Below are 14,595 nucleotides of genomic sequence, written 5' to 3'. Positions count from 1 at the left end.
TTCACTTTGGAAAGGCCCATCATTAATCTACTTTGAGCACCGCAAGGAACGCTGATTGCGGAATCTCAACGCTACCAACCTGCTTCATGCGTTTTTTACCGGCTTTTTGTTTATCCAGGAGCTTACGCTTACGACTCACGTCGCCGCCGTAACACTTGGCCGTCACATTTTTACGCAGCGCTTTGACAGTCTGTCTTGCCACGACCTTACCACCCACCGCGGCCTGAATAGCGACATCAAACATCTGTCGCGGAATGAGCTCTTTCATCTTTTCCGTCAGCTGACGGCCGCGGTACTCCACTTGATCACGATGCACAATCAAAGCCAGAGCATCAACGCGGTCCCCGTTTATCAACACATCGAGCCGTGCCAATGTCGCGGTCTCAAATCGATCAAAACTGTAATCCAGCGAGGCATAGCCACGGCTGACGGACTTTAATCGGTCGAAGAAATCCAGAACCACGTCCGCCATGGGAATATCGTAGGTCAACGAGACCTGTGATCCGAGAAACTGCATATCGACTTGTACGCCGCGCTTTTCTACACACAGGGTGATTACGTTGCCCAGATAGTCCTGAGGAACAAGAATATTGCACCGCGCAATGGGTTCACGCATCTCATCAACATCTCCCATATCCGGCAGCGCCGAGGGATTGTCGACGCGCACGGTTTCACCGCGTTTGGTGAGGACTTCGTACACAACCGTTGGCGCCGTAGTTATCAGGTCAAGATCGTACTCACGCTCCAGACGTTCTTGGATGATCTCCATGTGCAGCATGCCCAGGAAACCACAGCGAAAACCAAAACCTAGAGCGTCGGATGTCTCAGGTTCGTAAAACAGTGACGCATCGTTGAGTGTCAACTTGGCCAAGGCATCGCGGAAATCTTCATAGTCGTCCGTAGACACTGTAAAAATACCTGCATACACCTGTGGCTTCACCATTTTAAAGCCGGGCAAAGACGGCACATCCGGTGTTTTTGCGTGAACCAGGGTATCGCCTACCGGTGCCCCAAGAATATCCTTGATACCGGCAACCACATAGCCCACTTCGCCGGCCTGCAGGCATTCACGCGCTTCCCGCTTGGGGGTAAAAATCCCTACTCCATCGACTTGATGCTGCTTACCCGTCGACTTGGTGATAATGCGGTCTCGCCGGGTCAGCACACCCTGTTTAACACGTACCAAAGACACCACACCGAGATAGTTATCGAACCAGCTGTCGATAATCAGTGCCTGCAGTGGCGCCTCACGATCACCCGCGGGAGGGGGAATATGCTTCACGAGATACTCAAGAGCATCTTCGATGCCCAAGCCCGACTTGGCTGAAACCAGACAGGCCTCTGTCGCATCGATACCGATAATTTCTTCTATTTCTACCCGAACCTTATCCGGGTCTGCCTGGGGCAAATCCATCTTGTTGAGAATAGGTAAAACCTCAAGACCCAACTCCAGCGCGGTGTAGCAGTTGGCCACCGATTGAGCCTCAACGCCCTGCCCGGCATCGACGACCAGCAGCGCGCCCTCACAGGCCTCAAGGGAGCGTGACACTTCATAAGAGAAGTCCACATGTCCCGGCGTATCAATAAAATTGAGTTGGTAGGTCTCACCGTTGGCCGCGAGATAATCCAGAGTTACGCTTTGCGCCTTGATAGTAATGCCGCGCTCTCGCTCGATATCCATAGAATCGAGGACCTGGGCCTGCATCTCCCGGGAGCTTAGCCCACCGCAGTGCTGGATGAAGCGATCGGCCAGCGTCGACTTCCCATGATCGATGTGGGCGATGATAGAAAAATTTCGGATGTGATCGAGGTCACTCAAGGGGCATGCTCACTAGAAAAAAGCGAAACGGGACCTCCATTGAGGTCCCGGCAAAAAGCGCGGCATTGTAGCTCAGTGAGGCCCCGCTCGCCACGAGTAACACAAGTGATCGATCGGGACCTTAGCGGCCACCGCCGGAGCATCACTCTTTGAGACGAAGGCCAATAAACATAGGAGAGCCTCTGCGAATCAGCCGCAATGGGACAGACGCGCCATCCTCTAGCTCTTCTACAATCTCCCTGAAGGTGTCCATGGAGCGCACAGGCGTGGAACCTACAGCGGTAATGACGTCCCCGGGCATCAAACCGGCTTCATCGGCCGGCGATTCAGGCTCCACACTGCGCACAACCACGCCCCCGGCCAGATCCCAACGACTGAGCATCTCTTCCGGCGCTTCTTCAACGACAATTCCCAGGCGTCCACCGCGCAAAGAATCCTCACCTGAACCGCGATAGGCCTGATCGACGCTATCATCAGCGTCCAGTCCGCCCACCTCGACCTCAACCGTTTTCTGTTTCCGGTTACGGACGATCAACACGTCAACCTCGGTTCCCGGCGCTATGAGACCCACCACGTGAGGAAGATCAGCTGACGTTTCTATGCTTTCACCGTCAAATTCAATAATGATGTCACCAGGCTCAAGTCCCGACTTGGCCGCCGGCCCGTCGCTGGCAATTTGCGATATTAGAGCGCCCCGAGGGCGATCAAGGCCAAAGGACTCTCCAAGATTACGGTCCACGTTCTGAATCGTAACGCCCAGCCAACCGCGAGTTACCGTGCCACCTTCTTTCAACTGAGTAACCACATTGCGCACGACGTTAACCGGAATGGCAAATGACAAACCAATAGAACCGCCGGCGCGAGTCGTGAATATCTGTGAGTTCACGCCTACCACCTCACCTTTGAGGTTAAACAGTGGTCCACCTGAATTACCAGGGTTAATAGCAACATCGGTTTGTATGAAGGGCACGTAGTTTTCACGGCTGCGAGTCGGGAGGCTGCGCCCTTTGGCGCTCACGATGCCCGCCGTCACAGAGTAATCCAGGCCAAAAGGAGAGCCGATGGCCAGCACCCACTCACCTACTTGCAGCCCGTCGTCCGCGCCGAGCACTAAAAACGGCAGCTTTTCAGCCTCAATACGCAGCAAAGCAAGATCCGAGCGTGGGTCGAGTCCCACTATTTCCGCCTCGTACTCACGTCGATCGGAAAGCCTTACTGTCACAACATCCGCATCTTCTACAACATGGTGATTGGTCACCACATATCCATCGTCCGAAATAATAAAGCCTGATCCGGTGGCCATGCGCTCCTGAGGACCCTGGGGGCCCTGAGGAGGATCAGGCATCTGGAAATAACGCCGGAGAAATTCGGGGATTTCTTCTTCATTGATATTTTGACCACCGCCGGACGCGCTCGCCTCAACGATAATTTTGACCACTGCGGGTGATTGCTGCGCCACAATTTTCGTAAAATCGGGCAATTCCACCGCGCGGCTAAACGAGGCCGACAGCAGCAAAGCCAAGGCTACAGTGCTCAGCAGTGTTGCCCTCAGGCCTCCAATAAGATGTCTCATGGGTCTCTCCAGGATCATGGTCGGTCTAGAAATAGGTTTGCATCAAAGATTCGCGCACAGTGCCGTTTTGGATCAGCTGACCCCGGTCACTCTCGGCTGAATATCGGGATCATGGCTCATCCGGCGACTCACGGCCCGCAGTATCAGTAAGCCCCCCGCCAAGCCGGCTATTGCAGCCAGGGTGACTCGCAGATCAGCAGCTGCCTGCGATAGCGCAGCCGATGAAAATAACTGATCAGCCACTACCGCAGCCAGGACCGTCATCAGTAACGGCATGGCATAGAGCATCCACGCCGCCCGCAAAAAACCACGTTCGGGTATAGCGATCTCCACGGTGTCGTGAAGACTCACTGTCAGGCCGCTATCCAGCGGTAACAGCGCCTTTATCAAGCCCTGAGAAACGCCGGCCTTGGCGCTGTTAATCATACCGTGACCACAGCCAGAGCGAGCCGCGCAGGCACCACAGCTGGACTGTCTCAGGGTCTCAACCCAAACGGAGTCCCCCTCCAGAGCGACAACACGAGCGGTCTCAGTGAGCATAAACCACCATCACAGTGACCGGCATCAGCGCAACCTCACAGAATCAGCCAGCATACGAGCCGTGTTTGTAGGGATCTCCCCAAGTACCGTTATCAGTACAGGTCTACGCTGGAGCAAGACTCCCCTGGTGTAGGCCACGGTGCTTCCCTGACGCTCGACACCCTCTCCGGGCTTGATAGCCACGCCCAGAGGCTCGAGGAAAACCGAGAACGACGCCAAGCCATCGGTATAGCTCTTTCGTTGGGATTCCATGGGCGCGGCATCTGTGGCCATGAAGCCATCCGGTAGCCAGGCCAGCTCCCAGGTGATACCTGCCCTCAAATGTTCAGATTCGTGTGGATGGGGGTGACTCGCCTCGTGAGCTACCACGGCTTCCTTGGGCTCGCCCGGACTCATAGAGAGACTCGCGAACTGAAACTGCTCAAGAACACGTTGATCCGCTGCCAGGGTCGATGACTTCAGTATCAGCGCCGTATCCTGATCCAGCTCAAGGACATGGCCAAAGCGATACATGTCGCGTGGCTCCACTCGCAGCCGGAGGGACTCTCGGCCAGCAATGCGATCGCCTGGTTGCACCCGAAACTTATAGACCGATGCCAGTCCGCAAAATGTCCCCCCGAGCACGTCTGCCGCACGGAGCAGTTGATGCCCCGGGTGCATGCAGCCGGTGGGGTGGCCCGATCTCTCGACTCGCGCATCCTGCCCCGTCAGACGCGCCAATTCTTCGGTGGCCTGACCATCAGAGACGCTGTGCGACAGCTCCATGATTTGCATATCACTGCCGCGCTGCAAGGTCACCACACCGCTGTAACTTACCTGCTGCGCATTGCTCGACATAGCTTGCAGCAATTGAGCCACTGCAGGATCCAGCGCTTCGCATTGCTGCTGTGCCCACGCCATCATCGGCAACATCAAAACCAGCAAACCAGGCAGCAAGGCACGCACGAACGCAGCCCTGCTCTGCTTCTCTGAATTCATAGACACCTACTGCTCGATCACCGGAACACGGGCAAAAGGCAACATCCCCTGCGGTGTATTGAGTGACGCATGTTCGGCGTGTTCCTGACTGTAGCGACGGAGCCTTTGCCTGGCGAGCTCTCGATAGGCCGTGCGATCAGCTGGCTGAAGCGTGGGCAGCGCGCGCGTTCCAAAGCTCGCTTGGACCGGCACCGCACCCGCTGTATTGACCACCCCCACAGGCAACGGGGCCACCCGAGCCACAAGATCCGCGCCGCCTCCAGCCGATGTCACTGCCAGTTGCTGACCGCCTAATACAACCACTGCCGCCACAGATGCCGCTACCGCAAAGCTGCCCAGGGCACGTCTGAGGTTTCCTGCATTACTTTGTCGCAGCGCAGGCTCAGCATCTATCGCTGCTCGCACTGATACCGCGAAACCTGACGACGGCCGCACCGTCTCACCATGCATCACCGCGCGAGCTGCATGTAAACGATACCAGTGATCGCGCAATTCGGGAGCACCGTCCAACTCGCGCAGAACTCGCCGAAGCTCCAGTTCCTGAGCTTCATTATCGGCCAGCGCCGACAAAGTCTCCTCTGGTGTTGCTCCCGGACCAATGCTCTGGGCATTACGCATACTGTATATCTCCACGACTCATTACAATTCTTGCCTTACTTTTGTGATACCGCTACCAAAAACACCCGGCTACAAGCCATCCATTTGCTGCTGCACAATTTTGTCAATCGCTTCCCGGGCGCGAAAAATCCTTGAACGCACCGTGCCTACCGGACACTCCATGACTTCCGCGATTTCCTCATAACTGAGACCGTCAAATTCCCGCAAAGTTACCGCAGTACGCAAATCATCTGGCAGCGCGTCCAGCGCTTCGTTGACTCTGGCTCTCAACTCCTCACCAAACAAAGCGTTCTCGGGCGTCTCGCGATCGCGTAAAGCGTCACCCGCCTCCAGATATTGAGCATCGTCAACATCGACATCCGAGCCCGGCGGCCTACGAGAACGCGAAACAAGGTGATTCTTGGCCGTATTGATCGCAATGCGATATAGCCAAGTATAAAAAGCGCTGTCCCCCCGAAATCCGGGTAGCGCTCGATACGCTTTGATAAACGCTTCCTGGGCCACGTCCTGCACCTCGTCTGCGTCACGCACGTAGCGGCTGATGAGGCTCATAATCTTCTGCTGGTATTTGATAACCAGCAGATCAAAGGCGCTTTTATCGCCTTTTTGAACCCGCACAACCAACTGTTTATCTGTGACCGAAGCGGTCAAACGTCGCACTCCTCCTTGATGCACGGCGTCAGCAACCGCATGCTGCCCCACCTGCAATTATGGACACCCGTAAATCCCTACAGTTCCCTGTGACTTATTTACCTTCTGAGGCAAGACCAGCCACACAGGGGAATCACTGTACCGATACTGGAATAAAACAGGCATGATACCTGTCATTCAGCTTTCTTTATAAGGACTCTTGGCGGCAAATGAGCACGCATTATCGCCACGATGTTGTAATCATCGGTCGAGGCGCCGCAGGTTTGGCGCTCGCTTTACGACTTCCAGCACACTATCGCATTGCCGTTCTCTCCAAAGGGGACGTCAAACAGAGCTCGACCTATTGGGCTCAGGGCGGAATGGCCGCCGTCCTGCACGCCCGGGACAGTGTAGACGCCCATGTGGAGGACACCCTTCGCGCTGGCGCGGGTCTATGCCACCGCGACGCGGTAGAGCTTACGGTTTCTCACAGCAGGGAGACCGTCGACTGGCTTGCGTCTCTTGGCGTCGACTTCGACCTTCGGGAGGATATAGATCAGACTCAGTCACCGGAGTATCACCTTGCTCAGGAGGGGGGACACAGCCACCGGCGTATTGTGCATGCGGCCGATCGCACCGGCGGCGCCATTGGCGAGGTCCTTGAACAGCGTGCCCGCCAGGCAGATAACATCGACTTGCTTCCGGGACGCATTGCCGTCGACCTCGTGGTCAATGACGGCCGCTGCAAAGGTATTTACGTACTGGACGAACAGAAAGACCGTGTGGATCTCTTTGAGGCCGGCGCTGTGGTACTCGCCAGTGGTGGAGCAAGCAAAGTCTATCTTTACACCAGCAATCCGGATGGTGCTAGCGGAGATGGCATCGCAATAGCCTGGCGCGCCGGGTGTCGCGTTGCCAATCTTGAGTTTAACCAGTTCCATCCCACCTGCCTTTATCACCCGGAAGCAAAATCATTTCTTATTACCGAAGCCCTGCGAGGCGAAGGTGCCCACCTGCTGCTGCCAAACGGTGAGAGGTTTATGCCGCGCTTCGATGAGCGCGCCGAACTCGCACCTCGAGATATCGTCGCTAGAGCCATAGACCATGAAATGAAGCGATTGGGCGCCGACTGCGTGTATCTGGATATTTCCCACCGCGACCCGGGTTTTGTGCGCCAGCACTTCCCCACTATTTACGAGCGCTGCCTTGAGTTCGGCATAGACATTACGCAGGACCGCATACCCGTTGTACCTGCGGCGCATTACACCTGCGGGGGTATCATGGTAGACAGTCATGGCCGCAGCGATGTAGAGGGACTGTACGCCATAGGCGAGTGCTCATTTACCGGGCTTCACGGAGCCAACCGAATGGCCAGCAACTCTCTTCTCGAATGCCTGGTGTACGCCCAGGCTGCAGCGCGACACATCAGCGAACAGGATCTGAGCAGCAGCAATGCAAAAAGCCCACCGCCCTGGGACGAAAGCCAGGTAACGAACTCGGATGAGGACGTTGTAATCTCGCACAACTGGCACGAGCTACGCCGGTTCATGTGGGACTACGTGGGGATCGTACGCACTGACAAACGACTGCAGCGCGCACTGCGGCGCGCTGACCTGCTGCAGGCAGAGATCAACGAGTATTACAGCAACTATAAAGTGACTAATGATTTGTTGGAGCTGCGTAATCTGGCCATGGTGGCGGAACTCATGATTCGCTGCGCCATAGAACGACGAGAAAGCCGCGGGCTGCATTACACACTTGACTACCCTGAGCTAAACCCCGATCCCGTGGACACGATATTGATCCCCGGCAACTATTGGCACTAGTCCCGGGCAGCATGCAATTGCAGGCGTATCTGGCGACGAAATAAGCGCCACTGCTCCTCAGACATAGCGTCATAAAAAATCAACAAGGTCTTGGCGGGCGCAGCGGCTTCCGTCGAGGGTTTTTGGAGCACGCAATGCAGCCACAGGACGCTGGCGAGCCTCCCCGTGGATTGCAGTTTGCAGGGCAGAAACTCCGAGGCGCCCCGGGCTTTAAAATGCCATTGCGAAGAAGCATGGCGGATTGATTCGCACGCCAATGTGACCCCGCAAGGATTCATTTGATTCAGCGTCGTACAAAGCAGGGCCAAACCCAGCGATGCAAACAGCAATCGCCAATCTGAGCTGTAAATACTCGCTACAACATTCACAGCGCAAAGCACGGCGGATGCGCGAACCATGTTGCGTAGCAGAGACGATTTACGGAGGCGTATCCTCAGCTCGTCGCGCACTTAAAATAGTCCTGACCATAAACTCGTGCTCAGAGTTATCCGGCACCTGCTTACGCAAAAACCAATCAAAGAGTTCCTGATCCTGGCAAGTCATTAACTCCCGGTAGCGCTTTCGACCTTCATCATCTAAGTGCGCGTAGTGCAAACGCACAAACGGCTCAAGAATCAGGTCAAGCTCAAGCATGCCGCGGCGACTTGCCCAGCGCATGCGCTTGTGTTCTTCGTCCATGCGAGACCTCAGTTCGATTGATCGCGGGAGTATAGCCGAGTCGGTCTCCGGGTTATCATCTTCCCTTTGCACAAATCACAGCAAGCTCAATGAGCGACAAGGAGTAACCGTGAGCGGTTTTGCCTGTTTTTTACCCAGTGAAGCGATGATTCATCTTCGCGGGAACAAAATTCCTGAATTTCTCCAAGGGCAGTTGACCTGCGACACGCGAAAGCTTTCCGTTGGCAATGCCGTTATGGGAGCGCTATGTAACGTCAAAGGACGCGTCCTCAGTGACATCCTGGTTTTGCAGCTGAGCGATTCACACATTGTGCTGCGGCTTCGACAGTCCCTGGCTTCGAACGTTGCCGACACTCTGCGACGTTATGCGCAGTTTTCTCGAATCAGCGTGGATTTGGATTCACGCGAGGACGCAATAATTGGCACACGTGAATCCGGGGAGATTTCAGACTATGAGCCGCGCGCTGCGGGTAGCATGGCCACAACACTTTGCGATGGAATCCTCACGCTGCGCCGGGGATCGGCTTTCGGTGAGGTTCTGAGCATTGACCCGCACAAACCTATCGATTTAGCCGGCCGCGTTGCCCGTCAAACGCTTGATGCCGAGCCTCGCTGGGCAATGGAAACGCTACGCAACGGTCATTACGCTTTAGAACTTGAAGATCTTGGGGCCTTCACTCCTCAAGCCTTGAACTATGACCTTACGGGACTCGTGGCCTTTGACAAGGGCTGCTACACCGGGCAGGAGATAGTCGCGCGACTGCATTATAAGGGCCACAGTAAGCGACGCCTTCAGGTGCTGCAGGCAGCGCACGACCTGGACACCCCCGCCATCGCCCGAGATACGCCTTTGCTAACTCCCGAGGGCATCACTGTCGGACGTTGTCTTCGTGCCGAAAGCGCAGCCGACGCCCCCACCGTGCTGGCAGCGGAAGTTCAGAGCGAATACCTAAACACGGTTTTGTTGCTCACAAACGGCGAGCAACTCAGACCGCTTGCCCACGAAGCCACACACAATCAATAAATCGTCATGTCTAAGGCTTTGGCAACTCCGGCAAAGACCAGTCAATGGGCGCGACACCCTGCGACTTCAGAAAATCGTTAGCCTTTGAGAAGTGTCGACAGCCCAGAAAACCACGGTAAGCACTCAGAGGCGATGGATGCGAACTTGTCAGCACACAGTGCTTACTACGATCAATGGACTGACCTTTTTTTTGGGCCTGCGCACCCCAAAGCATGAACACCAGCGGCCGATCTCCATCAGACAGCAGACGAATCACGCGGTCAGTGAACTGCTCCCAGCCTTTACCCTGGTGCGACCCGGCGTGATTTTTCTCGACCGTTAGCACGGTGTTTAACAGCAACACTCCCTGATTAGCCCAGGCACCAAGGTTTCCATGGCTGGGCATACCGATACCCAAATCATCACGCAACTCGCGAAAAATATTTGCCAAAGATGGCGGGACAGGTGTACCGGAGTTCACCGAAAAACATAGACCATGGGCCTGACCAACGTTGTGGTAAGGGTCCTGCCCAAGAATCACCACACGAACGTTCTGCGGTGGCGTCTGCGCAAAGGCCGCAAACACCTGGTCAGACGGTGGATAGACCTCTACGCCACTGGCTCTGCGCTTCTCTAAAAACCCAAATAGGGCCTGCATCTGCGGTGACTCCAACTCTGCTTTAAGCAAAGGTGTCCATTCATTTTGAAAAGGCAAATTTTCCATTGTTTTCTTAATACCGATCACCTTGTAAAAATTCACAGCGCCCCCGAATGCGCCGCCAGTATTAACTTGTCCTTAAAGCGCGCACCGTACTTCAGAGTGAACGGCTTCTTCCGTATACTCTGACCCACAGCGACGCTGCCACGCAACCGTGCGTGCGCGTCACGCAAAGAGACTGCAAACTTTATGAGCAATAACAGGCTTGCGTTACCCGCTTATCTTCGGTTGCCCGATGGCCTTCGTTTTGCTGGTGTTGCAGAAATTACCGACGCCGGCTCACTGCTTTTAAAGCCCAAACAGTCAATCTCGCCTCTTCCTCCGGAGGGCTTGCCTGTTCATCTGGTTATTGCCGGACTTCCTGATGACGAAGAGGCACACATCAGCATCTCCGGGAGCATCGAGACAGTGAATTCTCGAGAAGTACTCATCGCACCGGATGAGGATTTGCCGGATCTGGTCTTAGAGGTCATGGACCCTGACTCCATACTCTGGCTACCCGGACCCGAAGAGGCTGAGAGACTCATCGGGGAGATGCTCACTCTTGGCCACGAACAGCTCAATAAAGAGATGCGGCGATTCCTGGTAGAGCTTGGCGATCGCCTGTTCGATCTCTCAACGTCATCGCGCTACGGCATTTCCGGACAACACGCCCACTACGACGCGTTAAACGTTCTTAAACGCAATAATGAAGATTTTCTTGAGGACTTTTCGAAAGGACTCGCATCGAGCGTCGAAACGCTTGAAAAAGAAAGTGATGGCCAAACCTTCGCTGACCTGGAGGCGGCTTCGGCCAGAAACCTCGATCTCGTCGCCCTGGATGAGATGGACCAGAAACTGGCCGTAGACAAAATAGTCAACAATCTTATCGAGAAGCACCGGGTCGAGCTCGAGAGCCTGACCATCCGCACAGCACTGGTCGCTGACCGGGAACCTCGACGAGCACGAACGCCCTTCCACCCAGCCTATGTTTTACAGGCGTTTATGGATGCCTTTGAGGCCATTAGCGATAGTCCGGTGGTAGTCCAAGACGCTCTAGCCATGTTTTACGAGGCTTACGCCCCGCAGTTAGAGAAACTGTATCCGGCACTCAACGCCGTGTTTATTGCCGCTGGCGTCGAGCCGGGACTGGAAGAAGATATTCGCGAGAATGGCTCTCTCTTGAATCCGGTAGAAAAGCGCATCATCAAATCCACCGTGCGAACGCGCCCGGGATCAGAGGCAGGAGCACCGAAAAACACAGATAGCCCGCCCACGCAAAGCTCACCCGTGGGAAGCATATCCAACAGTACACAGCCGGAGACGCGGGGTGAAAGCGACCGCGCTACGGGACAAGCTGACTCTGGCAACGCAACTGCCAATCACGCAGCCAGCGGATCCGGGGATGGTCGACCCGCACCCAAGGGTATTGGCAGCAAACATGATGCGATGTATGACGCAGTTATCAGCGCTCTGGATACTACTCGCGAACGATTGTCAGACGATGGCGTCCAGTCCGCTGCGGGACAGCTCATTAGCGATGGCCAGGCGCCAGCCCAGGCACGGGGAACAGCAGAAGCCAGTGGCGCCATAGCCCCGGCAGCTACCGTAGACCAAACTCAACTACTGAACGCGTTGCTCGCACTGCAGGCTTCCCAGCCGCAAAGTACCTCCCTGGAAAACCTGCAGCCGCTGGAAAGTCTGGTAAAAGACCTCGGTGGCCTGGCCGACAACTCTCAGCTGGAGAGAGACGGTGCCAACAGGCTGAGTTTTGTTGATACGGTTTTTCAAACCCTGAGCCGCAATTTTGAAGTCAGCGATGATATGGCACCGAGCCTGGCGCGACTGCGGGTTCCTCTAGCTCGTTTATCGCTGCAGGAACCGCGCTTTTTTGCCCAGCCGGAACATCCTGCACACAAGCTACTGGACAAGATTTCCAAACTGGCTAGCGCGGACCACACTTTAAATCGGTCGCTGCAAAAGAAAGTCGCTGCCATAGTCGAGCGCGTAGCTGAAAATTACAGCGATGACAGTGCAGTGTTTGCCGACGCCCAGGGCGAGCTGGATACCTTGCTGTCGCAACAGAATCGGTCGCTGGATCGAAACATTGAGCGGGTCATCAGCGGGCTACAGGGCCAGGAAAGGCTCAACAGTGCTCAACGAAGCGTCGAGCGTCTGCTAGAGCGAAATCTGGATACCGAGCACGCACCGCGCCCACTCCTTGACCTGCTCGACGGTGGCTGGCGCTCAGCACTGGTACAAATCGCACTGCGTGACGGCGAGGACAGTATCGCCTGGCAGGAGGAAGAAGCCCTCCTTCGCACTCTGGTGGAGGATTTTCGCGAGTCCAGCGAAGGTGGTGTCCCTGAGCCGGAAGTTCGCGAAGTACAGCGCCGACTTGAGGCGCTTAACCGACGACTCAATAGCTCCAACCCGGGCTCGGTAGCGCACGAGAATGCCCTGCGCAAAATAAACGCGGTGATTACGGGCAAAGCGCCTGTTGACACAACAAGCTACAGTCCGAAGACCCCTGTGCACAGGCCTCTCGATTCGCAACGCGTAGAACAGCTACCGCGCCTGCGTCGCTGGCTTCATCGCGTCGAAGCACTGGAGCCTGGCGCAAAGCTTCGCTACCGCGGCGCAGACGGGCGACAAAGAAAAATGCGTCTCGTATGGGTAAGCGAGGATCGCGATCAATTTGCCTTCGTCAACGAGCGGGGTCAAAAAATTGCCGAAATGAGCGCTATTCAACTGGCGCGGCAGCTCAGTCGCGGAGCGCAGATGCCCACCCCCGTGGACGAAATGTCAGTCCTTGACCAGAGTATGTTCGGGACTTTGGAGCAGGCACAGAAAACACTGAGCTTTGACAGAAACCGCGACAGCATCACACAACTGATTAATGGAGAATCGCTGCTTTATCAACTCCAACGCACCCTCAGACACGCTCAGGCAAAGGGCAGCGAGCACGCATTCCTGCTACTGGATATCGACAACTTTGCACTGGTTAACGATGTGTTTGACGACACCAGCGGTGACCAGGTTCTCAGCGAATTCGGGCGATTACTTGCGCAGATCAATGATCGCCGAGCACTCACCGCGCGAATGGAAGGCGATGAGTTCGGTATTCTCCTCACTTACCGGGACACCGAAGAGGCCCGGCGTATTGCCGACAAGATTCGCACGGACATTGCTTCAAGCAGCCTGACCATTAACGGTGAGATGATCTCCTTCACGGTGTCCATAGGCATCGCCAGTGTGCTGCAAACCAGTGCAAGTGCAGCGTCTATTACGGAGCAAGCACGACAGGCGCTGACCCTCGCTAAAACTCAAGGTAAGGACCAGGTCGTGGTGTTTGATATCGACCAAGAAGAGGTAATGAACTACAAACTCGAGCGCGCCAGCTCGCGTAAACAGCTTGATGATGCCATGTCCACCGACAGCCTCGTACTTCGTGCGCAACCTATTGTGCAAAGTGCCGTGGATGGGCGCGAAGGCGCAAAGCATCACTACGAAGTACTGTTATCGCTGCGTGATGACAACGGAGAGCTACAATCGCCGCAGGATTTCATTATGTCCGCAGAGCGTTTCGGTTACGTTACCTTAGTAGATCGCTGGGTACTAAAAGAGACCTTCGCGTGGATATCACAACTGATGGATACCCAAAAAGAGGTGCCGGAACTTTCCATCAACCTGTCTGGTACGAGCATTACCGATAACGACTTTCTTGACTATGTTTTGGAGCAAATTTCGGAATACGGCGTTGGCACCAGCAAATTATGCTTTGAGATCACCGAGACCGGGGCTATCGACAACTTACCCAGGGCCGCCGATTTTGTTCGCACGCTGAAGAATATTGGCTGTAAGTTCTCTTTGGATGATTTCGGCACAGGTCTTGCCAGCCACAAGTACCTCAAAGAGCTCCCTGTTGACTATGTAAAAATCGACGGCACGTTCATTACAGATATTCATAAGAGCAGCACGGATTATGCGATGACCAAATCCATTAATGATTTGGCGCATTTTCTGGGACAAAAAACCGTTGCCGAATGCGTCGAGAACATGGAAATAGTTCCCGCCCTGCGTGAGATTGGCATCGACTACCTCCAGGGCTGGGGCATAGGTATGCCCCGTGAACTTCATGAAGTGACCGACGAACTGGCTAATCTGGAAACCTAAGCTCTCGCTGTCTCTACCCACCGGTGTTGATGTGGATCAAGATCAACGCCAGCATCT

At 55.2% G+C, this 14,595-nt stretch carries 12 protein-coding genes; 3 read left to right on the top strand and 9 right to left on the bottom strand.

Features of this window, described 5'->3' with window-relative positions:
- Positions 1-22: 22 nt before the first annotated feature.
- The 6 genes from lepA to rpoE all read right to left on the bottom strand — a co-directional run bounded on the left by lepA (position 23) and on the right by rpoE (position 6,179).
- The gene (gene lepA, locus R0135_RS01805) at positions 23-1,819 is read right to left on the bottom strand and encodes a translation elongation factor 4 (protein WP_407348556.1); all 1,797 of its coding nucleotides are present in this window, start codon (positions 1,817-1,819) and stop codon (positions 23-25) included.
- Between the two features lie 142 nt (positions 1,820-1,961).
- Positions 1,962-3,392, bottom strand: a complete 1,431-nt coding sequence (locus tag R0135_RS01800) for a Do family serine endopeptidase (RefSeq protein WP_407348555.1) — start codon at positions 3,390-3,392, stop codon at positions 1,962-1,964.
- A gap of 72 nt (positions 3,393-3,464) precedes the next feature.
- A complete protein-coding gene (locus R0135_RS01795) occupies positions 3,465-3,932 on the bottom strand; it encodes a SoxR reducing system RseC family protein (protein ID WP_407348554.1) in 468 nt (155 codons plus the stop codon).
- A 24-nt stretch (positions 3,933-3,956) separates the two neighbouring features.
- Positions 3,957-4,910 carry a MucB/RseB C-terminal domain-containing protein gene (locus R0135_RS01790; protein ID WP_407348553.1) on the bottom strand — a complete coding sequence of 318 codons (954 nt, stop codon included), beginning with the start codon at positions 4,908-4,910 and terminating at the stop codon, positions 3,957-3,959.
- A 6-nt stretch (positions 4,911-4,916) separates the two neighbouring features.
- Positions 4,917-5,528 carry a sigma-E factor negative regulatory protein gene (locus R0135_RS01785; RefSeq protein WP_407348552.1) on the bottom strand — a complete coding sequence of 204 codons (612 nt, stop codon included), beginning with the start codon at positions 5,526-5,528 and terminating at the stop codon, positions 4,917-4,919.
- A gap of 69 nt (positions 5,529-5,597) precedes the next feature.
- Positions 5,598-6,179, bottom strand: a complete 582-nt coding sequence (gene rpoE / locus R0135_RS01780; protein WP_407348551.1) for an RNA polymerase sigma factor RpoE — start codon at positions 6,177-6,179, stop codon at positions 5,598-5,600.
- A 209-nt stretch (positions 6,180-6,388) separates the two neighbouring features.
- Here rpoE and nadB point away from each other — a divergent pair, with 209 nt between their 5' ends.
- Complete coding sequence (gene nadB, locus R0135_RS01775) at positions 6,389-7,984, top strand: L-aspartate oxidase (protein WP_407348550.1); 1,596 nt, start codon at positions 6,389-6,391, stop codon at positions 7,982-7,984.
- On the opposite strand, the gene R0135_RS01770 is transcribed toward nadB, so the two are convergent.
- Positions 7,981-8,382 carry a hypothetical protein gene (locus R0135_RS01770; protein WP_407348549.1) on the bottom strand — a complete coding sequence of 134 codons (402 nt, stop codon included), beginning with the start codon at positions 8,380-8,382 and terminating at the stop codon, positions 7,981-7,983. The two genes, nadB and R0135_RS01770, sit on opposite strands and share 4 nt — an antisense overlap.
- Before the next feature lie 19 nt (positions 8,383-8,401).
- Complete coding sequence (locus tag R0135_RS01765; RefSeq protein ID WP_407348548.1) at positions 8,402-8,662, bottom strand: succinate dehydrogenase assembly factor 2; 261 nt, start codon at positions 8,660-8,662, stop codon at positions 8,402-8,404.
- A gap of 109 nt (positions 8,663-8,771) precedes the next feature.
- Here R0135_RS01765 and R0135_RS01760 point away from each other — a divergent pair, with 109 nt between their 5' ends.
- Positions 8,772-9,686, top strand: coding sequence for a YgfZ/GcvT domain-containing protein (locus R0135_RS01760; protein WP_407348547.1), 915 nt, complete (start codon positions 8,772-8,774; stop codon positions 9,684-9,686).
- Between the two features lie 10 nt (positions 9,687-9,696).
- Here the strand turns inward: R0135_RS01760 and ung are convergent, their stop codons facing one another.
- The gene (ung, locus tag R0135_RS01755) at positions 9,697-10,389 is read right to left on the bottom strand and encodes a uracil-DNA glycosylase (protein ID WP_407348546.1); all 693 of its coding nucleotides are present in this window, start codon (positions 10,387-10,389) and stop codon (positions 9,697-9,699) included.
- A gap of 183 nt (positions 10,390-10,572) precedes the next feature.
- On the opposite strand from ung, the gene R0135_RS01750 reads away from it, so the two are divergent.
- Complete coding sequence (locus R0135_RS01750; RefSeq protein WP_407348545.1) at positions 10,573-14,538, top strand: DUF1631 family protein; 3,966 nt, start codon at positions 10,573-10,575, stop codon at positions 14,536-14,538.
- The last annotated feature ends 57 nt before the right edge of the window (positions 14,539-14,595 follow it).

This window comes from Congregibacter variabilis (assembly GCF_045689235.1).
In the GTDB taxonomy this organism is placed as follows: domain Bacteria; phylum Pseudomonadota; class Gammaproteobacteria; order Pseudomonadales; family Halieaceae; genus Congregibacter; species Congregibacter variabilis.
Note: the sequence above shows the minus strand (reverse complement) of the source record. Positions and strands in the feature narration are given on the sequence as shown.

Coding starts and splice junctions, on each gene's coding strand:
- R0135_RS01800 (WP_407348555.1), bottom strand. CDS start 3,392: ATGAGACATCTTATTGGAGGCCTGAGGGCAACACTGCTGAGCACTGTA.
- nadB (WP_407348550.1), top strand. CDS start 6,389: ATGAGCACGCATTATCGCCACGATGTTGTAATCATCGGTCGAGGCGCC.
- R0135_RS01795 (WP_407348554.1), bottom strand. CDS start 3,932: ATGCTCACTGAGACCGCTCGTGTTGTCGCTCTGGAGGGGGACTCCGTT.
- ung (WP_407348546.1), bottom strand. CDS start 10,389: ATGGAAAATTTGCCTTTTCAAAATGAATGGACACCTTTGCTTAAAGCA.
- R0135_RS01765 (WP_407348548.1), bottom strand. CDS start 8,662: ATGGACGAAGAACACAAGCGCATGCGCTGGGCAAGTCGCCGCGGCATG.
- R0135_RS01790 (WP_407348553.1), bottom strand. CDS start 4,910: ATGAATTCAGAGAAGCAGAGCAGGGCTGCGTTCGTGCGTGCCTTGCTG.
- R0135_RS01770 (WP_407348549.1), bottom strand. CDS start 8,382: ATGGTTCGCGCATCCGCCGTGCTTTGCGCTGTGAATGTTGTAGCGAGT.
- R0135_RS01785 (WP_407348552.1), bottom strand. CDS start 5,528: ATGCGTAATGCCCAGAGCATTGGTCCGGGAGCAACACCAGAGGAGACT.
- R0135_RS01750 (WP_407348545.1), top strand. CDS start 10,573: ATGAGCAATAACAGGCTTGCGTTACCCGCTTATCTTCGGTTGCCCGAT.